Annotated in this window: 18 protein-coding genes; 10 read left to right on the forward strand and 8 right to left on the reverse strand. The window is 69.0% G+C overall.

Annotated features, from left to right (window positions below; all coding sequences use genetic code 11):
• The first annotated feature begins 103 nt into the window (after positions 1-103).
• Complete coding sequence (gene rapA / locus SK095_RS10605; protein ID WP_320548834.1) at positions 104-2,953, forward strand: RNA polymerase-associated protein RapA; 2,850 nt, start codon at positions 104-106, stop codon at positions 2,951-2,953.
• A gap of 77 nt (positions 2,954-3,030) precedes the next feature.
• On the opposite strand, the gene SK095_RS10610 is transcribed toward rapA, so the two are convergent.
• On the reverse strand, positions 3,031-3,813 hold the full coding sequence (locus SK095_RS10610) for a hydroxypyruvate isomerase family protein (protein WP_320548835.1): 783 nt from the start codon (positions 3,811-3,813) through the stop codon (positions 3,031-3,033).
• Positions 3,810-4,703 carry an NAD(P)-dependent oxidoreductase gene (locus SK095_RS10615; protein ID WP_320548836.1) on the reverse strand — a complete coding sequence of 298 codons (894 nt, stop codon included), beginning with the start codon at positions 4,701-4,703 and terminating at the stop codon, positions 3,810-3,812. Before SK095_RS10615 ends, SK095_RS10610 begins: the two co-directional genes overlap by 4 nt.
• 164 nt (positions 4,704-4,867) lie before the next feature.
• Between SK095_RS10615 and SK095_RS10620 the strand changes: the two genes are divergently transcribed.
• From SK095_RS10620 to phnE, 4 genes are read left to right on the forward strand one after another with little or no spacing between them, the layout of a single operon-like run.
• The gene (locus SK095_RS10620; RefSeq protein ID WP_320548837.1) at positions 4,868-5,719 is read left to right on the forward strand and encodes a putative selenate ABC transporter substrate-binding protein; all 852 of its coding nucleotides are present in this window, start codon (positions 4,868-4,870) and stop codon (positions 5,717-5,719) included.
• Positions 5,716-6,522, forward strand: a complete 807-nt coding sequence (locus SK095_RS10625; RefSeq protein WP_320548838.1) for a phosphonate ABC transporter ATP-binding protein — start codon at positions 5,716-5,718, stop codon at positions 6,520-6,522. Before SK095_RS10620 ends, SK095_RS10625 begins: the two co-directional genes overlap by 4 nt.
• Positions 6,516-7,367, forward strand: a complete 852-nt coding sequence (locus tag SK095_RS10630) for an ABC transporter permease (protein ID WP_320548839.1) — start codon at positions 6,516-6,518, stop codon at positions 7,365-7,367. Before SK095_RS10625 ends, SK095_RS10630 begins: the two co-directional genes overlap by 7 nt.
• The gene (gene phnE, locus SK095_RS10635; RefSeq protein WP_320548840.1) at positions 7,364-8,131 is read left to right on the forward strand and encodes a phosphonate ABC transporter, permease protein PhnE; all 768 of its coding nucleotides are present in this window, start codon (positions 7,364-7,366) and stop codon (positions 8,129-8,131) included. The genes SK095_RS10630 and phnE overlap by 4 nt, the downstream gene beginning before the upstream one ends.
• A 6-nt stretch (positions 8,132-8,137) precedes the next feature.
• On the opposite strand, the gene SK095_RS10640 is transcribed toward phnE, so the two are convergent.
• A complete protein-coding gene (locus SK095_RS10640; protein WP_201487955.1) occupies positions 8,138-8,503 on the reverse strand; it encodes a DUF5064 family protein in 366 nt (121 codons plus the stop codon).
• A gap of 68 nt (positions 8,504-8,571) precedes the next feature.
• Positions 8,572-8,898, reverse strand: coding sequence for a DUF2288 domain-containing protein (locus tag SK095_RS10645; protein ID WP_320548841.1), 327 nt, complete (start codon positions 8,896-8,898; stop codon positions 8,572-8,574).
• Between the two features lie 245 nt (positions 8,899-9,143).
• Between SK095_RS10645 and SK095_RS10650 the strand changes: the two genes are divergently transcribed.
• The 5 genes from SK095_RS10650 to SK095_RS10670 all read left to right on the forward strand — a co-directional run bounded on the left by SK095_RS10650 (position 9,144) and on the right by SK095_RS10670 (position 14,129).
• Positions 9,144-10,265 (forward strand): branched-chain amino acid ABC transporter substrate-binding protein, encoded by a 1,122-nt coding sequence (locus tag SK095_RS10650; RefSeq protein WP_136490574.1) that lies wholly within the window; start codon positions 9,144-9,146, stop codon positions 10,263-10,265.
• Positions 10,266-10,483: 218 nt separating this feature from the next.
• Positions 10,484-11,407, forward strand: a complete 924-nt coding sequence (gene livH, locus SK095_RS10655) for a high-affinity branched-chain amino acid ABC transporter permease LivH (RefSeq protein WP_320548842.1) — start codon at positions 10,484-10,486, stop codon at positions 11,405-11,407.
• Positions 11,404-12,660, forward strand: a complete 1,257-nt coding sequence (locus SK095_RS10660) for a high-affinity branched-chain amino acid ABC transporter permease LivM (protein WP_201487953.1) — start codon at positions 11,404-11,406, stop codon at positions 12,658-12,660. The genes livH and SK095_RS10660 overlap by 4 nt, the downstream gene beginning before the upstream one ends.
• Positions 12,657-13,424 (forward strand): high-affinity branched-chain amino acid ABC transporter ATP-binding protein LivG, encoded by a 768-nt coding sequence (gene livG / locus SK095_RS10665; RefSeq protein WP_320548843.1) that lies wholly within the window; start codon positions 12,657-12,659, stop codon positions 13,422-13,424. The genes SK095_RS10660 and livG overlap by 4 nt, the downstream gene beginning before the upstream one ends.
• A gap of 3 nt (positions 13,425-13,427) precedes the next feature.
• The gene (locus SK095_RS10670; protein ID WP_320548844.1) at positions 13,428-14,129 is read left to right on the forward strand and encodes an ABC transporter ATP-binding protein; all 702 of its coding nucleotides are present in this window, start codon (positions 13,428-13,430) and stop codon (positions 14,127-14,129) included.
• Between the two features lie 169 nt (positions 14,130-14,298).
• Here SK095_RS10670 and rpsA read toward each other — a convergent pair whose 3' ends face one another.
• The 4 genes from rpsA to hisC form a co-directional block, all read right to left on the reverse strand.
• Complete coding sequence (gene rpsA, locus SK095_RS10675; protein ID WP_136490579.1) at positions 14,299-15,975, reverse strand: 30S ribosomal protein S1; 1,677 nt, start codon at positions 15,973-15,975, stop codon at positions 14,299-14,301.
• 118 nt (positions 15,976-16,093) lie between these two features.
• Positions 16,094-16,786: a (d)CMP kinase gene (gene cmk, locus SK095_RS10680; RefSeq protein ID WP_136490580.1), complete on the reverse strand. Its 693-nt coding sequence runs from the start codon at positions 16,784-16,786 to the stop codon at positions 16,094-16,096.
• Positions 16,783-19,014: a bifunctional prephenate dehydrogenase/3-phosphoshikimate 1-carboxyvinyltransferase gene (locus SK095_RS10685; RefSeq protein ID WP_320548845.1), complete on the reverse strand. Its 2,232-nt coding sequence runs from the start codon at positions 19,012-19,014 to the stop codon at positions 16,783-16,785. The genes cmk and SK095_RS10685 overlap by 4 nt, the downstream gene beginning before the upstream one ends.
• Positions 19,007-20,119 (reverse strand): histidinol-phosphate transaminase, encoded by a 1,113-nt coding sequence (hisC, locus tag SK095_RS10690; RefSeq protein WP_320548846.1) that lies wholly within the window; start codon positions 20,117-20,119, stop codon positions 19,007-19,009. The genes SK095_RS10685 and hisC overlap by 8 nt, the downstream gene beginning before the upstream one ends.
• Positions 20,120-20,140 lie beyond the last annotated feature (21 nt).

Genomic DNA, 20,140 nt, shown 5'->3' on the forward strand with positions numbered 1-20,140 from the left:
GATGCGGCAGTTGTCCGCCTGCCGCCAGCTCGCGATCGCTTTGGCCTGCCCTGCGCCCTTCCGCTAAAATGCCGCCTTTCCTCTTTCGTGTCTGGAGACATGCATGGCGCAGTATCAACCGGGGCAACGCTGGATCAGTGACAGCGAGGCGGAACTGGGGCTGGGAACCATCCTCGCGCAGGACGGCCGCCTGCTCACCGTCCTCTATCCGGCGACCGGCGATACCCGGCAGTACGCGCTGCGCAACGCGCCGCTGACCCGCGTGCGCTTCTCGCCGGGCGACGAGATCACCCACTTCGAGGGCTGGAAGCTGACCGTGCAGGAGGTCGAGGACGTCGACGGCCTGCTGGTCTACCACGGCATCAACGCCGACAACGAAAGCCGCTCGCTGCCGGAAACCCAGCTGTCCAACTTCATCCAGTTCCGCCTGGCCAGCGACCGCCTGTTCGCCGGGCAGATCGATCCGCTGCCCTGGTTCGCCCTGCGCTACCAGAGCCTGCAGCACGCCAGCCGCCTGCAGCAGTCGGCGCTGTGGGGCCTGTCCGGCGCGCGCGCCCAGCCGATCGCCCACCAGCTGCACATCGCCCGCGAGGTGGCCGACCGCGCCAGCCCGCGCGTGCTGCTGGCCGACGAAGTGGGTCTGGGCAAGACCATCGAGGCCGGCCTGATCCTGCATCGCCAGCTGCTCTCCGGCCGCGCCCGCCGCGCGCTGATCCTGGTGCCGGAGAACCTGCAGCACCAGTGGCTGGTGGAGATGCGCCGGCGCTTCAATCTGGAAGTCGCCCTGTTCGACGCCGAGCGCTTCCTCGCCAGCGACGCCGACAATCCCTTCGAGGACTGCCAGTTGGCGCTGGTCGCCCTCGACTGGCTGCGTGACGACGGTCGCGCCCAGCAGGCCGTGCGCGACGCCGGCTGGGACCTGCTGGTGGTCGACGAGGCGCACCACCTGGTCTGGCACCCGGAAGGCGCCAGCGCCGAATACCGCCTGGTCGAGGACCTGGCCAGCCAGATCCCCGGCGTGCTGCTGCTCACCGCCACCCCCGAGCAGCTCGGCCTGGAAAGCCACTTCGCCCGCCTGCGCCTGCTCGACCCGGACCGCTTCCACGACCTCGAGGCGTTCCGCGCCGAGAGCGCCCAGTACCAGCCGGTGGCTGCCGCGGTGCAGGAGCTGCTCGACCACGGCAAGCTGTCCCAGGAGGCGCGCGCCGCCATCCACGGCTTCCTCGGCAGCGAGGGCGATGCCCTGCTGGCCAGTGTCGAGGGCGGCGACGAGGAAGCCCGCGCGCGGCTGATCCGCGAGCTGCTCGACCGTCACGGCACCGGCCGCGTGCTGTTCCGTAACACCCGCGCCGCAGTGCAGGGCTTCCCCGAGCGCCAGCTGCATCCCTACCCGCTGCCGAGCCCGGCCGAGTACCTGGAGCTGCCGGTCGACGAGCACGCCGACCTCTATCCGGAAGTCGGCTACCAGGCGCAGCTGGACGACGGCGGCGACGACAGCCAGCACTGGTGGCGCTTCGATCCGCGCGTCGAGTGGCTGATCGACACCCTGAAGATGCTGAAGAAGACCAAGGTGCTGGTGATCTGCGCCCACGCCGAGACCGCCCTCGATCTCGAGGAAGCCCTGCGCGTGCGCTCCGGCATCCCGGCCACGGTATTCCACGAGGGCATGAGCATCCTCGAGCGCGACCGCGCCGCCGCCTTCTTCGCCGACGAGGAGTTCGGCGCCCAGGTGCTGATCTGCTCGGAGATCGGCAGCGAGGGCCGCAACTTCCAGTTCGCCCACCACCTGGCGCTGTTCGACCTGCCGGCCCACCCCGACCTGCTCGAGCAGCGCATCGGCCGCCTCGACCGCATCGGCCAGCAGCACACCATCCAGCTGCACGTGCCCTACCTGGAGAACAGCGCCCAGGAGCGCCTGTTCCACTGGTACCACCAGGGCCTCAACGCCTTCCTCAACACCTGCCCGACCGGCAACGCCCTGCAGCAGCAGTTCGGCGCGCGCCTGCTGCCGCTGCTGGAAGGCGGCGACGACGGCGAATGGGAGCAGTTGCTGGCCGAAGGCCGCGCCGCCCGCGAGAGCTTGGAGGCCGAGCTGCACAAGGGCCGCGACCGCCTGCTGGAGCTCAACTCCGGCGGCGCCGGCGAGGGCGAGGCCTTGGCCGCCGAGATCCTCGAACAGGACGAGGACTTCGCCCTGCCGATCTACATGGAGGAGCTGTTCAACGCCTTCGGCATCGACAGCGAGGACCACTCGGAGAACGCGCTGATCCTCAAGCCGAGCGAGAAGATGCTCGACGCCGGCTTCCCGCTCGGCGACGACGAGGGCGTGACCGTCACCTACGACCGCAACCAGGCGCTGGCCCGCGAGGACATGCAGTTCCTCACCTGGGAGCACCCGATGGTGCAGGGCGGCATGGACCTGGTGCTGTCCGGCACCATGGGCAACACCTCGGTGGCGATCATCAAGAACAAGGCGCTCAAGCCCGGCACCCTGCTGCTCGAGCTGCTCTACGTCAGCGAGGTGGTGGCCCCGCGCGCCCTGCAGCTCGGCCGCTACCTGCCGCCGGCGGCGCTGCGCTGCCTGCTCGACGCCAACGGCAACGACCTGGCCGCGCGGGTCAGCTTCGAGGCCCTGCACGACCAGCTGGAAAGCGTGCCGCGGATCAGCTCCAACAAGTTCGTCCAGGCCCAGCGCGACGTGCTGGCCAAGCTGATCGCCAAGGGCGAGGCCAAGGTCGCCCCGCAGCACGCCGAGCGGGTCAGCGAGGCCGCCCGCCGCTTCGCCGCCGAGCTGGAGGAAGAGGTCGCCCGCATGGAGGCGCTGCGCGCGGTCAACCCCAGCGTGCGCGACAGCGAGCTGGACAGCCTGCGCCGGCAGCGCGAGCAGGGCATCGCCCTGTTCGACAAGGCCGCCCTGCGCCTGGAGGCGATCCGCGTGCTGGTCGCCGGCTAAATGCTACGCAGGACGAGGTGGGCAACGCTGCGCGATTGCCCGCCGTCCCGTCGTAGGGCCGTGCGCACCCTACACGCTCAGCGTGACCGCCACTGCCCCAGCCACTCCAGGCTGGCGGCGGTGCCCGCCTCCCCCGGCCGGTACTCGGCCGCCAGCCAGCCGTCGTAACCCGCCTCGCGCAGCGCCGCCAGCGCCGCCGCGAAATCCACCGAGCCGGAGCCCGGCGCGCCGCGCCCCGGGCAGTCGGCGAACTGCACGTGGCCGATGCGTCCGCCCAGCGCGGCGACGCTCGCCGGCAGGTCCAGGCCCTGGCGGGCCATGTGGTAGAGGTCGAGCTGGGCGGCGAAGTTGGGGTGGTCCACCGCCTCCACCAGCCCGATCAGATCATCCGGCGTATTGATCAGGAAGCCCGGCATGTCGAGGGGGTTGATCGCCTCGGCCAGCACCCGGATGCCCAGCGGCGCAAAGGCCTCGGCCGATCGGCGCAGGTTGCCGACCAGGGTTTCCAGAGCCGCCTCGCGGCTCACGCCCTCGGCCAGCCGGCCAGGCAGCACGTTGACGAACCGCGGACGCACGCCGGCGGCATAGACCAGCGCCTGGGCCAGCGCCGCATCGAACTCGGCCTGGCGCTCGGGCACCGCCGCCAGCCCCGGACCACCGGTCATCAGGTCGCCGGCAGGCAGGTTGATCAGCACCAGCGGCAGCCCCGCCGCCTGCAGCGCGGCCTTGAGCTCGTGGGCCGGAACCTCGTAGGGAAACTGGATCTCCACCCCGGCGAAGCCGGCTTCGGTCGCCGCCCGGATGCGCTCCGCCAGCGGCAGCTCGGTGAACAGCATGCTCAGGTTGGCGGCGAGCTTCATGCCTCGTCCTCCCGGCGATACAGCTCGACCAGGGTCGCCGGATCGCGCTCCAGATTGCCCTGGCTGCCGTGCAGGCGCATCAGCTGCGCGGCAAGGCCGCTCATCGGCGTGGCCGAGCCCTGCTCGCGGGACAGCTTGACCGCGGTGTCGAGGTCCTTGAGCAGGGTGCGCACGTGCCACTTGACCGGCTCGAAGCGGCTCTCGGCCATCTGCGGGGCGAGGATCTGCAAAGGCTTCGAGTCGGCGAAACCGCCGGCCAGCGCCGGCGCCAGCAGGCTGGCGTCCACCCCGGCCTGCTCGGCCAGCGCCACCACCTCGGCGATCACCAGGGCGTTGCAGGCGACGATCATCTGGTTGCACACCTTGGTCACCTGCCCGGCGCCGACCTCGCCCATGCGCGTCACGCGCTGGCCGAGGTGGGCGAGGACCGGTCGCAGCCGCTCGATGTCGTCCGCCGCGCCGCCGGCCATGATCGCCAGGCTGCCGGCCTCGGCACCCGGGGTGCCGCCGGACACCGGCGCATCCACCCAGCGCATGCCGCAGCGCTCCTCCAGCTCGATGGCCATCTCGCGGGTCGCCGCCGGATCGCAGCTGGAAAAGTCCACCAGCAGTTGCCCCGGCAGGCCGGTCTCGACGATGCCGCCGGGGCTGAACACCACCTCACGCACTGCGGCGGTGTCGGCCAGGCAGAGCATGACGACGTCCGCCTCGTGGCACAGGTCGCCCGGATGCACCACCACCTGCGCGCCGGCGTCCACCAGCGCCTCGCACTTGGCCGGGTTGCGGTTCCATACGCTCAGGGGAAAGCCTGCGGCCAGCAGGCGGCGGCTCATCGGCAGGCCCATCAGGCCGATGCCGGCAAAGGCCAGGGCCGGCAAGGTATCGCTCATGTCCATCTCCGCAGCGGAAAAACTCCATCTTAGCAGTCGCGCGCCGGCCTACCGATTGGCCTTCCGGCCAACCCGGCGCGCCGGCCGGCAAAAGCCGCGCAAAAGCACGCGCGGCCTCCTATAATTCGCGCCCGAACGTTTCCGCTATTGAACCGGAGATTCATATGCTCAAGCGCACCCTGGCGCTCGCCGCCGCCATCGCCCTGTCCGTTTCCGCCCTGGCCGCCCAGGCCGCCGATGCCCTCAAGGTTTCCGCCATCCCCGACGAGGCGCCCACCGAGCTGCTGCGCAAGTTCAAGCCGCTGGGCGCCTACCTGGAGAAGGAGCTGGGCATGCCGGTCGAGTTCGTCCCGGTGGCCGACTACGCTGCGGTGGTCGAGGGCATCGCCGCCGACCGCGTCGACCTGGCCTGGCTGGGCGGCTTCACCTTCGTGCAGACCCGCCTGAAGACCGGCAACGCCATTCCGCTGGTGCAGCGCGAGCAGGACGAGAAGTTCACCAGCAAGTTCATCAGCGCCGACGCCAACGTGAAGTCGCTGCAGGACCTCAAGGGCAAGACCTTCGCCTTCGGCTCGGTGTCCTCCACCTCCGGCAGCCTGATGCCGCGCTACTTCATGCAGAAGGACGGCATCGTGCCCGAGCAGTTCTTCTCCCGCGTGGCCTTCTCCGGCGCCCACGACGCCACCGTGGCCTGGGTGCAGGCCGGCAAGGTCGACGCCGGCGTGCTGAACGCCTCGGTGTGGGACAAGCTGGTCGCCGCCGGCAAGGTCGACACCGCCAAGGTACACGTGTTCGCCACCACCCCGACCTACTACGACTACAACTGGACCGTGCGCGGCACCCTGGATCCCGCGCTGACCGCGAAGATCAAGCAGGCGTTCCTCGCCCTCGACCCGGCCAACCCGGAGCACAAGGCGATCCTCGACCTGCAGGCCGCCAGCCGCTTCATCGAAACCAAGCCGGAAAACTACGCCGGCATCGAGGAAGCCGCCCGCGCCGCCGGCCTGCTGAAGTGACCGTGCGCCTGACCGGCGTGGGCCTGACCCACGCCAACGGTCGGCGCGCCCTGCAGGATGTGAATCTGACGGTCGACCGCGGCGAGCGGCTGGCCATCATCGGCCCGTCCGGCGCCGGCAAGACCACCCTGCTGCGTCTGCTGGCCACCAGCCTGCAGCCGTCCGAAGGCCGCCTGGAACTGCTCGGCGAACAGCCGTGGCGCCTGGCCGGCGCGGCGCGCAGGCGCCTGCGCGCGCGCCTCGGCCTGGTCCACCAGAGCCCGCCGCTGCCGCCGCGCCAGCGCGTGGTCACCGCGGTGGGCGCCGGCCGCCTCGGCCAGTGGCCGCTGTGGAAGGGCCTGCTCAACCTCGTCCATCCACTGGATGCCAGCGGCGTGCGCGACGCCCTCGCGCGCCTCGACCTGGCAGACAAGCTGTTCGAGCGCTGCGACCAGCTCTCCGGCGGCCAGCTGCAGCGCGTCGGCATCGCCCGCGTGCTGTACCAGCAGGCCGAGCTGATCCTCGCCGACGAGCCGGTGTCGGCCATGGATCCGGTGCTGGCCAGCCATACCCTCGGCGTGCTGACCCGCGAGGCCGAAGCGCGCGGCGTCACCCTGCTGGCCAGCCTGCATGCGGTGGAGCTGGCACTCAACCACTTCCCGCGCATCGTCGGCGTGCGCGACGGGCGCATCGCCTTCGACCTGCCGACTCACGAGGTGACCCCGCAGGCGCTGGACGCCCTGTACGCCAACGAGCAGCTCGACCAGCCATCGCCCGCCTCGCCGACCCCTGCGCCGCAGATCGTGACCATCCCGCGATGCTGACCAGTTCACCGCCTGCCGCCGGCGCGGCCACCCTGCGCGACCCCGCCGCCCTGCCGCGCCTGCTGCTGACCATCCTGGCCCTGGCCCTGCTGTGGCCGGGGCTGTCGCTCAGCGAGCTGAACCTCGCCGTGCTGCTGGACTCAGGCAACGCCGCCACCATGGGCAGCTTCGTCGCCGCCTTCTGGCCACCGGCACACGATGCCGAGTTCCTCGCCCTGCTCGGCCGCGCCACCCTGGAAACCCTGGCCATCGCCACCGCCGGCATGGCCCTGGCCTGGCTGATCGCCGTGCCCTGCGCGCTCGCCGCCACCCGCGTGCTGTCGGTATCGGCGCTGGCGCGCGGCGGCCGCCCGCGCTGGTGGAGCAGCGCGCTGCGCTGGCCGGTGCGCGCCCTGCTGATCGTGCTGCGCAGTATCCCGGAGATCGTCTGGGCGCTGCTGTTCGTGCGCGCCGTCGGCCTCGGCCCGACCGCCGGGGTGCTGGCCATCGCCATCACCTACGGCGGCATGCTCGGCAAGGTCTACGCGGAAATCTGCGAATCGGTGGACCCACGCCCGGCGCGCGCCCTGCTCGCCGCCGGCAGCCCCCGGCTGGCGGCGTTCGCCTACGGCGTGCTGCCCAACGCGGCGGCGGAGATGCTCTCCTACACCGTGTACCGCTGGGAATGCGCGATCCGCGCCTCGGTGGTGATGGGCTTCGTCGGCGCCGGCGGCCTCGGCCAGCAGATCGACCTGTCGATGCGCATGTTCGCCGGCGGCGAGGTGGCCAGCATGCTGCTGACCTTCTTCGCCCTGGTGCTGCTGGCCGACCAGCTCAGCCGCCTGCTGCGGAGCCGGCTGACATGAAGCGCGCCCTCAACTACGGCCTGCTGCTGGCGATCATGCTGGCCGTCGCCGCGTCCTTCACCGGCCTCGGCCTGGACTTCTCCGGACTTACCAGCCCGCGCAGCCTAGCGCTGATGGCCGACTACGCCACCGGTTTCTTCCCCGCCGACTTCTCCGGCGCGCACCTCGCCGCCATCGGCCGCGCCAGCCTGGAGACCCTGGCCATGTCGGCGCTCGGCACCCTGCTCGCCGCCCTGCTCGGCCTGCTGCTGGCGCTGCCCGCGGCCGGGCGCTTCGGCCGCGCCGCCGGAGCGCTGGCGCGCCTGATGCTCAACGCGCTGCGCTCGATTCCGGAACTGGTGTGGGCGGCGCTGATGGTGCTGGCCGCCGGCCTCGGTCCTAACGCCGGCACCCTGGCACTGGCCCTGCACACCGCCGGCGTGCTCGGCCGGCTGTTCGCCGAGGCGCTGGAGAACACCCCGGCCGAGCCGGGCGAGGCGATCCGCCTGGCCGGCGGCGGGCGCGTGGCGGCCTTCGTCTACGGCACCCTGCCGGGGGTATGGCCGCAGCTGATCGCCTACATGCTGTACCGCTGGGAGAACAACATCCGCATGGCCAGCGTGCTCGGCTTCGTCGGCGCCGGCGGCCTCGGGCAGATGCTCTACGTCAGCCTCAGCCTGTTCCAGCAGGCCCAGGCCGCCACGGTGATCCTCGCCATGCTGCTGCTGGTGCTGGCAGTGGACGCGCTGAGCGGCTGGGCGCGCCAGCGCTGGGTCAGCCACTGACGGCCGTCAGCTTTCCGCGTTCGGGTCGTGGGCGCTCAGCGGCCCACCGACCGCCGCCCTGAGCTTGGTGCGCAGATCCGCGAAGGTGGCGTCGAATTCCTTGTGATGGCGCACGACCGGGCTGTGGTTGATCGGCATCCCGTGCCGGGCCGCGACCTTGCCGATGGTGCCGGCGAAGTTGAATGCGGTGTCGTGGGACATCTCGAACTCTTCCTCGAAAGGCTTCTCGGCGATCTCGCCAACCATGCGGAAGTGCACCACCGGGCCCGCCTTGGAGCCCGGGCGCACTTCGTAATAGAGGTCCACGTTGTAGGTCGGCAAGCCTAAGGCAGCCACCGGGTTGGAGACGTGCACGTGACCGGGCTCGAACATGGCAGAACTCCTGTGTCGGAACTCCGTCAGTCTAGTTCGGCTTTGCCGGCGCGCCACGCCGCACCGGATCAGTGCAGGGCCGGCGCCGCCAGGCGCTCCTGCACCAGCACCCAGGGGGCCACCACCACCGCCCACAGCTGCGGATCGCGGGCCAGGTAGTCCTCGGCATCCAGCACGCCCAGCTTGCGCAGGTCGCCCGAGGTCAGCCAGCGGGTGACCTTGTCCTTGTCGTCGCAAGCCAGCGCCTCGGCCACCGCCACCAGGTCCTGAGTGCCCTCCACGCGCAGCACCGCGCCGCGGGCGAAGAAGGGTTGCAGTTCCTGCCAGGAAATCGCCGCGGTCTCACCGAGCAGCTTGGTATAGAGAGTGCTAGGTTCTGAATTGGGTGCAGACATGGAAGGTACCTTCGATCGGGGGGCGCCATGATAGCGCCCGGAGTCCGCCAGACAAGTCCGCGCCCCGGCGGCAGCGTAAAGATTACGCCACGGCCAGGACGCGGCACGGCGTGTCGCCAGACTCTCGGGCACTGGCTTTTTGCTTGCCGACACGGCAACTTAGATGCGGGATCAGAAGCTTGTTGCAGATTGGCGGCTGAGCCCCGATCTGCACCACATAAAACGATGACAACAGTGGAGCACATATGAGCAAAGTCACAGGGAAGCTTTCCCGGCTGTTCGCCGCCCTCGCCCTGGCCGGGGTCGCCAGCCACAGCCTGGCCGCCGACACCATCAAGATCGCCATCGCCGGCCCGATCACCGGTCCGGTGGCGCAATACGGCGAGATGCAGTTCGTCGGTGCGGAAATGGCCATCGAGCAGATCAACAAGGCCGGCGGGGTCAACGGCCAGATGCTCGAGGGCGTGCACTACGACGATGCCTGCGATCCCAAGCAGGCCGTGGCGGTCGCCAACAAGGTGGTCAACGACGGCATCTCCTTCGTCGTCGGCCACCTCTGCTCCAGCTCCACCCAGCCGGCGTCCGACATCTACGAGGACGAAGGCATCCTGATGATCAGCCCGGCCGCCACCAGCCCGGACATCACCGCGCGCGGCTACCAGATGATCTTCCGCACCATCGGCCTGGACAGCCTGCAGGGCCCGACCGCCGGCAAGTTCATCGCCGAGACGATCAAGCCGAGCAACGTCGCAGTGATCCACGACAAGCAGCAGTACGGCGAAGGCATCGCCACCGCGGTCAAGCAGACCCTGGAGCAGGCCGGCGTCAAGGTCGCGATGTTCGAAGGCATCAACAGCGGCGACAAGGACTTCTCCTCGCTGATCGCCAAGCTCAAGCAGGCCGGCGTCGACTTCGTCTACTACGGCGGCTACCACCCGGAACTCGCCCTGCTGATGCGCCAGAGCGCCGAGAAGGGCCTGAAGGTGCGCTTCATGGGCCCGGAAGGCGTCGGCAACTCGGAAATCTCCGCCCTCGCCGGCCCGGCCTCCGAAGGCATGCTGGTGACCCTGCCCAAGTCCTTCGACCAGGATCCGAAGAACCAGGCGCTGGTCGAGGCGTTCAAGGCCAAGAAGCAGGATCCGTCCGGTCCCTTCGTGTTCCCCTCCTACGCCGCCGTGCAGGTGATCGCCGAAAGCATCGACAAGACCGACAGCACCGATCCGGTCAAGGTCGCCGAAGCCCTGCGCAGCAACACCTTCGAGACGCCCACCGGCGCCCTGGCCTTCGACGAGAAGGGTGACCTCAAGGACTTCAGCTTCGTGGTCTACGAGTGGCACGCCGACGGCACCAAGACTCTCGCCAAGTAACGCAACCGCCCGGCCGGTCATCTATCCGGCCGTGACACGACCAGGCAGCGCCGGCGGAGGATCCCGCCGGCGCTGGCGGATTCGATCCCTGCGCGCCCGGGCGACCGGCCCGTACGACACAGGTGCAGGCAAAGCTCCGGACGCATGGACCACCGGACCGGCCAGCGGCCGAGGCTTGCGCACCCGTCAGCGCCGCCGGGATCCTCAGGAGAGGCGTCATGCCCGAGCTCTACCACTACCTGCAACAGCTGGTGAACGGCCTCACGGTCGGCAGCACCTACGCGCTGATCGCCATCGGCTACACCATGGTCTACGGCATCATCGGCATGATCAACTTCGCCCACGGCGAGGTGTACATGATCGGCTCCTACGTGGCCTTCATCGCCATCGCCGGCCTCAGTCTGATGGGGCTGGACAGCCTGCCGCTGGTGATGTTCGCCGCCTTCGCCGCCAGCATCGTCGTCACCAGCGCCTACGGCTACAGCATCGAGCGGGTCGCCTACCGCCCGCTGCGCGGCAGCAACCGGCTGATCCCGCTGATCTCGGCGATCGGCATGTCGATCTTCCTGCAGAACCAGGTGCTGCTGGCTCAGGACTCCAAGGACAAGGCCATCCCCAGCCTGCTGCCGGGCAACTTCGTGTTCGGCGAAAGCGCCATGAACGGCGTGGTGCTTTCCTACATGCAGGTGCTGATCTTCGTCGTCACCCTGGCGACCATGCTCGGCCTGACCCTGTTCATCTCCCGCTCGCGCCTCGGCCGCGCCTGCCGCGCCTGCGCCGAGGACATCAAGATGACCAACCTGCTGGGCATCGACAGCAACCGCATCATCGCCCTGACCTTCGTCATCGGCGCCGCGCTGGCCGCCGTGGCGGCGGTGCTGCTCGGCATGCAGTACGGCGTGATCAACCCGCACATCGGCTTCCTCGCCGGCATCAAGGCGTTCACCGCCGCGGTGCTCGGCGGCATCGGCAGCATCCCCGGCGCCATGCTCGGCGGCCTGCTGCTCGGCGTCGCCGAGGCGTTCGGCGCCGACCTGTTCGGCGACCAGTACAAGGACGTGGTGGCCTTCGGCCTGCTGGTCCTGGTGCTGCTGTTCCGCCCGACCGGCATCCTCGGCCGCCCGGAGGTGGAAAAGGTATGAACAGGAACCTCAAGACCGCCTTCTTCAGCGCCCTGCTGGTGCTCGCCGTGGCCTACCCGGTGCTCGGCCTCAAGCTGACCACCGTGGGCATCCGCGTCGAGGTGCATGGCGCCAGCCCGCTCACCCTGTGGACCATCGCCGCCTGCGCGCTGGCCATGTTCGTCTGGCAACTGAGCCGCGAGCGCGTCGCCTCGGCCTGCGCCGGCCTCCCGCGCCTGCCCAGCCTGTCCGGCGGCGCCGGCAATTTCCTCACCCTGCCCTCGACCCAGCGCTGGGGCGTGCTGGCGCTGATCGTGGTCGGCCTGGTCTGGCCGTTCTTCGGCTCGCGCGGCGCGGTGGACATCGCCACCCTGATCCTGATCTACGTGATGCTCGGCCTCGGCCTGAACATCGTGGTCGGTCTGGCCGGCCTGCTCGATCTGGGCTACGTCGGCTTCTACGCGGTCGGCGCCTACAGCTACGCCCTGCTGTCGCACTACTACGGGCTGGGCTTCTGGACCTGCCTGCCGATCGCCGGGGCCATGGCCGCGCTGTTCGGCTTCCTACTCGGCTTCCCGGTGCTGCGCCTGCGCGGCGACTACCTGGCCATCGTCACCCTGGGCTTCGGCGAGATCATCCGCATCCTGCTGCGCAACATGACCTGGCTGACCGGCGGCCCCAACGGCATCAGCGGCATCGACAAGCCGACCCTGTTCGGCCTGACCTTCGAGCGCCGCGCACCGGAGGGCATGCAGACCTTCCACGAGTTCCTCGGCATCGCCTACAACTCCAACCACAAGGTGATCTTCCTCTACCTGATCGCCCTGCTGCTGGTGCTGCTGGCCCTGTTCGTGATCAACCGCCTGCTGCGCATGCCGCTGGGGCGCGCCTGGGAAGCGCTGCGCGAGGACGAGATCGCCTGTCGCGCGCTGGGCCTCAACCCGACGCTGATCAAGCTGTCGGCCTTCACCCTCGGCGCCTGCTTCGCCGGTTTCGCCGGCAGCTTCTTCGCCGCGCGCCAGGGCCTGGTCAGCCCCGAGTCGTTCACCTTCATCGAGTCGGCGATCATCCTCGCCATCGTCGTGCTCGGCGGCATGGGCTCGCAGCTCGGCGTGATCCTCGCCGCGGTGGTGATGATCCTGCTGCCCGAGCTGGCCCGCGAGTTCAACGAATACCGCATGCTGATGTTCGGCGCCCTGATGGTGCTGATGATGATCTGGCGTCCGCAAGGCCTGCTGCCGATGCAGCGCCCGCATCTGGAGGTGCGTCGATGAGCCGTCCCCTGCTCGAGGTCCGCGACCTCTCCATGCGCTTCGGCGGCCTGCTGGCGGTCAACGGCGTCCGCCTCGACGTCGAGGAGAAACAGGTGGTGTCGATGATCGGTCCCAACGGCGCCGGCAAGACCACGGTGTTCAACTGCCTGACCGGCTTCTACCAGCCCACCGGCGGCAGCATCGTCCTCAAGGGCGAGGCGATCCACGGCCTGCCCGGCCACCAGATCGCCCGCAAGGGCGTGGTCCGCACCTTCCAGAACGTCCGCCTGTTCAAGGACATGACCGCGGTGGAGAACCTGCTGGTGGCCCAGCATCGCCATCTCAACACCAACTTCCTCGGCGGCCTGCTGAAGACCCCGGCGTTCCGCCGCAGCGAGCAGGACGCCATGGAGTACGCCGCCCACTGGCTGGACCGCGTCGACCTGCTCGAGGTGGCCAACCGCCCCGCCGGCACCCTGGCCTACGGCCAGCAGCGACGCCTGGAGATCGCCCGCTGCATGATGACCCGCCCGCGGCTGCTGATGCTCGACGAGCCGGCCGCCGGCCTCAACCCACGCGAGACAGAGGAGCTCAAGCAGCTGATCGGCATGCTGCGCACCGAGCATGGCGTCACCGTGCTGCTGATCGAGCACGACATGCACCTGGTGATGAGCATTTCCGACCACATCTACGTGATCAACCAGGGCACCCCCCTGGCGGACGGCACGCCGGAGCAGATCCGCAGCAATCCGGACGTGATCAAGGCCTACCTGGGGGAAGCCTGAACCATGCTGAGATTCGAGAATGTCTCCACCTTCTACGGCAAGATCCAGGCGCTGCACGGGGTCAGCCTCGAGGTGCAGAAGGGCGAGATCGTCACCCTGATCGGCGCCAACGGCGCCGGCAAGTCCACCCTGCTGATGACCCTGTGCGGCTCGCCGCGCGCCGCCAGCGGCAGCATCCGCTACCTAGGCGAGGAGCTGGTCGGCCAGGACTCCTGCGACATCATGCGCAAGAGCATCGCCATCGTCCCCGAGGGCCGGCGGGTGTTCGCCCGCCTGACGGTGGAGGAGAACCTGGCCATGGGCGGCTTCTTCACCGCCAAGGGCGACTACCAGGAACAGATGGACAAGGTTCTCGCGCTGTTCCCGCGCCTCAAGGAACGCTACGCCCAGCGCGCCGGCACCATGTCCGGCGGCGAGCAGCAGATGCTCGCCATCGGCCGCGCGTTGATGAGCAAGCCGCGCCTGCTGCTGCTCGACGAGCCGTCGCTGGGGCTGGCGCCGATCATCATCCAGCAGATCTTCGAGATCATCGAGCAGCTGCGCGAGGACGGCGTCACCGTGTTCCTGGTCGAGCAGAACGCCAACCAGGCGCTCAGGCTGGCCGACCGCGGCTACGTGCTGGAGAACGGCCGCATCGTCCTGCAGGACAGCGGCGCGGCGCTGCTGGCCAACCCGGAGGTGCGCAAGGCCTACCTGGGCGGCTGACGCCCGCCCCGCAGCACCGAGGCCCCCGCGCAACCGCGCCGGGGCCTTTTTCATGCGCGCGGCGCCAGCGGGCCGGACGGCAATCTCCTGAAGCCGCCGCCAGCCAGCGGCAAATCGCGGCCATGAAAAAGGGCGACCGAAGTCGCCCTTTTTCTCGATCAAGCAGAACTTAGTTCTGGTTGCTCATCTGAGCCTTGATCAGGTCGCCGATGGTGGTCGGACCGGCGCTCACGTCTTGCTTGCGCAGTTCCTTCATGGCTTCCTTCTCGTCATCGACGTCCTTGGACTTCACGGACAGGCTGATGACGCGGCTCTTGCGGTCGATGCTGATGATCTTGGCTTCGACTTCGTCGCCTTCCTTCAGCACGTTGCGGGCGTCTTCGACGCGGTCACGGCTGATTTCGGAAGCCTTCAGCACGCCTTCCACTTCGGTGGCCAGGGTGATGACGGCGCCCTTGGCGTCGACTTCCTTGACGGTGCCACGGACGATGGCGCCTTTCTCGTTCAGGGCGGCGTAGTTGGAGAACGGATCGTCTTCCAGCTGCTTGATGCCCAGGGAGATGCGCTCGCGCTCCGGATCGACCGACAGGATGACGGTGTCCAGCTCGTCGCCCTTCTTGAAGCGACGCACGGCTTCTTCACCCGGCTCGTTCCAGGAGATGTCGGACAGGTGAACCAGACCGTCGATGCCGCCTTCCAGACCGATGAAGATACCGAAATCGGTGATCGACTTGATGGTGCCGGAGATGCGGTCGCCCTTGTTGAAGTGGCCGGAGAACTCTTCCCACGGGTTCGGCTTGCACTGCTTGATGCCGAGGGAGATACGACGACGCTCTTCGTCGATGTCCAGGACCATGACTTCCACTTCGTCGCCGACGTTGACGACCTTCGACGGGTGGATGTTCTTGTTGGTCCAGTCCATTTCGGACACGTGCACCAGACCTTCGACGCCTTCTTCCAGCTCGGCGAAGCAGCCGTAGTCGGTCAGGTTGGTGACGCGGGCCTGCACGCGGGTGCCTTCCGGGTAGCGCGCCTTGATGGCGACCCACGGATCTTCGCCCAGCTGCTTCAGACCCAGGGAGACGCGGTTGCGCTCGCGGTCGAACTTGAGGACCTTGACTTCGATCTCGTCGCCGACGTTGACGATCTCGGACGGGTGCTTGATGCGCTTCCAGGCCATGTCGGTGATGTGCAGCAGACCATCGACGCCGCCCAGGTCAACGAACGCACCGTAGTCGGTGAGGTTCTTGACGATACCCTTGACCTGCTGGCCTTCCTGCAGGGATTCCAGCAGGGCTTCGCGCTCGGCGCTGTTCTCGGCTTCCAGCACGCTGCGACGGGAAACGACAACGTTGTTGCGCTTCTGGTCGAGCTTGATGACCTTGAACTCGAGCTCTTTGTTTTCCAGGTGGGTGGTGTCACGCACCGGACGGACGTCAACCAGCGAACCCGGCAGGAACGCGCGGATGCCGTTGATGTCGACGGTGAAGCCGCCCTTGACCTTGCCGTTGATGATGCCCTTGACCACTTCTTCGGCAGCGAACGCAGCTTCCAGAACGATCCAGGACTCGGCGCGCTTGGCCTTCTCGCGGGACAGCTTGGTTTCGCCGAAACCGTCTTCCACGGCGTCCAGCGCCACGTGGACTTCGTCACCGACCTTGATGGTCAGCTCGCCCTGCTCGTTGTAGAACTGCTCGACCGGGATGACGCCCTCGGACTTGAGGCCGGCATGCACGGTGACCCAGTCACCGTCGATGTCGACCACGATGCCGGTGATGATGGCACCCGGCTGCATGTCGAGGGATTTCAGGCTTTCTTCAAAAAGTTCTGCGAAGCTTTCGCTCATGTTCATACCTGTTGATCAAGGGCACAGGAAATGTGCCCGATCCGCACCCCAGCCGGCACGGGTTCGTTTGTCATAAAGAGGCGGAGGAATTGGACTGGGTTCCGTCCGCCTCGCTGGATCATCCGGCCAGATCGCGCGCGGCGACTTCGGCGAGGATGCGCTCCAGTACCTGCTCGATCGAGAGTTCAGTGGAATCCAGCAGGATGGCGTCAGACGCCGGCTTCAGTGGAGCCACAGCACGCTGCGTGTCGCGTTCGTCACGCGCACGGATCTCTTCCAGCAGACTGGACAGATTAGCACCAGGCACCTTGTCCTTCAACTGCAGGTAGCGCCGGCGGGCGCGTTCCTCGGCGCTGGCGGTGAGGAAGATCTTCAGCGGCGCGTCGGGAAACACCACGGTGCCCATGTCGCGACCGTCGGCGATCAGCCCCGGCGCCACGCGGAAATCGCGCTGGCGCTGCAGCAGCGCGCTGCGCACGCCGGGCAGCGCGGCGACCTGCGAGGCGCCCGCGCCGGCCTGCTCGGTGCGCAGCTCGTCGCCGACCTCCTCGCCTTCCAGCAGGATGCGCTGGCCGTGCAGGCCTTCCGCGGCGGCGACGAACTGCACGTCGAGGTTGGCGGCCAGGGTCTCCAGCGCCGCCTCGTTGTCCAGGGCGATGCCGTGGCGGCCGGCGGCCAGCGCCAGCAGGCGATACAGCGCGCCGGAATCGAGCAGGTGCCAGCCGAGCTGGCGGGCCAGCCGGCTGCACACCGTGCCCTTGCCCGAGCCGCTCGGCCCGTCGATGGCGACGACCGGGGCCAGGCCGATCATTGCTCGCCTTCCCGGGCCACGCGCACCCCGACCTCGGCGCACAGGGCGAGGAAGTTGGGGAAGGAGGTGGCCACGTTGGCGCAGTCGTGGATGCGGATCGGCGCGCTGGCGCGCAGCGAGGCGATGCTGAACGACATGGCGATGCGGTGGTCGCCGTGCGCCCACAGCTCGCCGCCGCCGATCGGGCCGCCGTCGATGACGATGCCGTCCGGAGTCGGCTCGGCCTTGACGCCGCAGGCCTGGAGGCCGTCGGCCATCACCTGGATGCGGTCGGACTCCTTGACGCGCAGCTCCTCGGCGCCGCGCAGCACGGTGCGCCCTTCGGCGCAGGCGGCGGCGACGAACAGCACCGGGAACTCGTCGATGGCCAGCGGCACCAGGTCCTCGGGGATCTCGATACCCTTGAGCTTGGCCGAGCGCACGCGGATGTCGGCCACCGGCTCGCCGCCGACTTCGCGCTGGTTCTCCAGGGTGATGTCGCCGCCCATCAGCTTGAGGATGTCGATCACCCCGGTGCGGGTCGGGTTGATGCCGACGTGCTCGAGGACCAGCTCGGAGCCCTCGGCGATGCTCGCCGCGACCAGGAAGAAGGCCGCCGAGGAGATGTCGGCCGGCACCTCGATGTGGGTGGCGCTGAGCTTGTGACCGCTCTCCACCCTGGCAGTGGCGCCCTCGACGTTCACCGGGTAGCCGAAGCCGCGCAGCATGCGCTCGGTGTGGTCGCGGGTCGGCGCCGGCTCGGTCACCGAGGTCTCGCCGGCCGCGTACAGGCCGGCCAGCAGCAGGCAGGACTTGACTTGGGCGCTGGCCATCGGCATCTCGTAGTGCATGCCGGTCAGCTTCTGGCCACCCTTGATGCGCAGCGGCGGGCGGCCTTCCGGGCCGGTCTCGATCAGCGCGCCCATCTCGCGCAGCGGCTTGGCCACGCGGTTCATCGGCCGCTTGGACAGCGACGGGTCGCCGGTCAGCTCGGTGTCGAACGGCTGGGCGGCGAGCAGGCCGGAGAGCAGGCGCATGGAGGTGCCGGAGTTGCCCATGTACAGCGGGCCTGCCGGCGCCTTGAGACCGTGCAGGCCCACGCCGTGCACGGTGACGCGGCCGTGGTGCGGGCCCTCGATGACCACGCCCATGTCGCGGAACGCCTGGATGGTGGCCAGGGCGTCCTCGCCCTCGAGGAAGCCTTCCACCTCGGTGGTGCCCTCGGCCAGCGAGCCGAGCATGATCGAGCGGTGGGAGATGGACTTGTCGCCCGGGACGCGAATCCGTCCGCTCAGGCTGCCGCCCGGTTGGGCCAGGAAGATCAGGTCGTTGGAATGCATGGCGTCCACATAGGCCCGTTGGGCCAGGATTTTGCTGAAATGCTCGCGGGCGACGCGGGCGCGGGTGAACACGCCCAGCAGGTGATGCCCGTCCCCATGATCGATCGCCTCGCGCAGCACGTCGAGATCGCTGCGGAAGCGGTCGAGGATACGCAACACCGCCTCGCGGTTGGCGAGGAAGATGTCGTGCCACATCAAAGGATCGCTGCCGGCGATGCGGGTGAAGTCGCGGAAGCCGCCGGCGGCGTAGCGGAAGATTTCCAGGTTCTCGCTCTGGTGGGCCAGCGAGTCGACCAGGCCGAAGGCCAGCAGGTGCGGCAGGTGGCTGGTGGCGGCAAGCACCTCGTCGTGGTGCTCGACGCTCATGTGCTCGACGTCGGCGTCCAGCGCGCGCCACAGGCCATCGACCAGCGCCAGCGCCTGTGGATCGGTCTCGGCCAGCGGGGTGAGGATCACCTTGTGACGGCGGTACAGCTTGCCGTTGGCTGCCTCCACGCCGCTCTTCTCCGAGCCGGCGATCGGGTGACCCGGCACGAAGCGCGCCACGCGGGAACCGAAGGCGGCGCGCGCGGCGCGCACCACGTTGCCCTTGGCGCTGCCGACGTCGGTGAGCACGGCATCGCCAAGGTCGAAGGTGGCCAGTTGGGCCAGCACCTTCTCCATGGCGATGATCGGCACCGCCAGCATGATCGCGTCGGCGCCGACGCAGGCCGCGGCCAGTTCGCTCTCGCAGCGGTCGACCACGCCGAGCTGCACCGCCAGGCGGCGCGACTCGGCGTCCAGGTCGACGCCGACCACCTCGCGGCACAGGCCCTGCTGGCGCAGGCCCTTGGCGAAGGAGCCGCCGATCAGGCCGAGGCCGACCACCACCAGGCGGCCGACCAGGGGCGCGGGGCGGCGATCAGCCACGGCCGAGCACCTGGGCGAGCGCCGCGAGGAAGCGGGCGTTCTCCGCCTCGGTGCCGATGGACACGCGCAGGAAGGTCGGCATGCCATAGCCGGCCACCGGGCGGACGATCACCCCGCGCTCCAGCAGGCCCTGGTTGATCGGCGCAGCGTCGCTACCGAAGTCGACGGCGAGGAAGTTGCCCTTGCTGGGAATCCACGCAAGATCCAGCGCGGCCAGACCGGCCTCCAGCTGAGCCATGCCGGCGGCGTTGACCCGGCGGCCTTCGGCCAGGTACTCGGCGTCGTCCAGCGCGGCGCAGGCGGCGACCAAGGCCAGGCTGTTGACGTTGAACGGCTGGCGCACGCGGTTGAGCACGTCGGCCACCTGCGGGCTGGATGCGGCATAGCCGACGCGCAGGCCGGCCAGGCCGTAGGCCTTGCACAGGGTGCGGGTGACGATCAGGTTCGGGTAGCGCGCCAGATATTCGAGGCCGTTGGGCAGCTCGCCGCCCTCGGCGAACTCGATGTAGGCCTCGTCGAGTACCACCAGCACATTCTGCGGCACGCGCGCCAGGAACGACTCCAGCGCGTCCGGGCCGAACCAGGTGCCGGTCGGGTTGTTCGGGTTGGCGACGAACACCACGCGGGTGTTGGCGTCGATGGCCGCCAGCATGGCCTCCAGGTCGTGGCCATGGTCCTTGGCCGGCACGGCGCGGCCCTCGGCACCGGTGGCCTGGGTGGAGATCGGGTAGACGGCGAAGGCGTACTGGCTGAACACCGCGTTCAGCCCCGGCGCCAGCCAGGCGCGGGCGATCAGGTCGAGCACGTCGTTGGAGCCGTTGCCCAGGGTGATCTGCTCGGGAGCCAGGCCGAAGCGCTCGCTCAGCTTGGCCTTCAGCGCGTAGCCACTGCCGTCGGGATAGCGGGTGATGTCGCCCAGCTCGGCGCGGATCGCCTCCAGCGCCTTCGGCGAGGGGCCCAGCGGGTTCTCGTTGCTGGCCAGCTTGACGATGCCGGCCGGGTCGAGGTTCAGCTCGCGGGCCAGTTCGTCGACCGGCTTGCCCGGGACGTAGGGGGACAGTTTCTGCACACCCGGCACGGCCAGGGCGAGGAAGTCACAGCTCATCGGTTTGCCTCCGGCAAGGAT

This window comes from Pseudomonas sp. AN-1 (genome assembly GCF_034057115.1).
GTDB lineage: Bacteria > Pseudomonadota > Gammaproteobacteria > Pseudomonadales > Pseudomonadaceae > Geopseudomonas.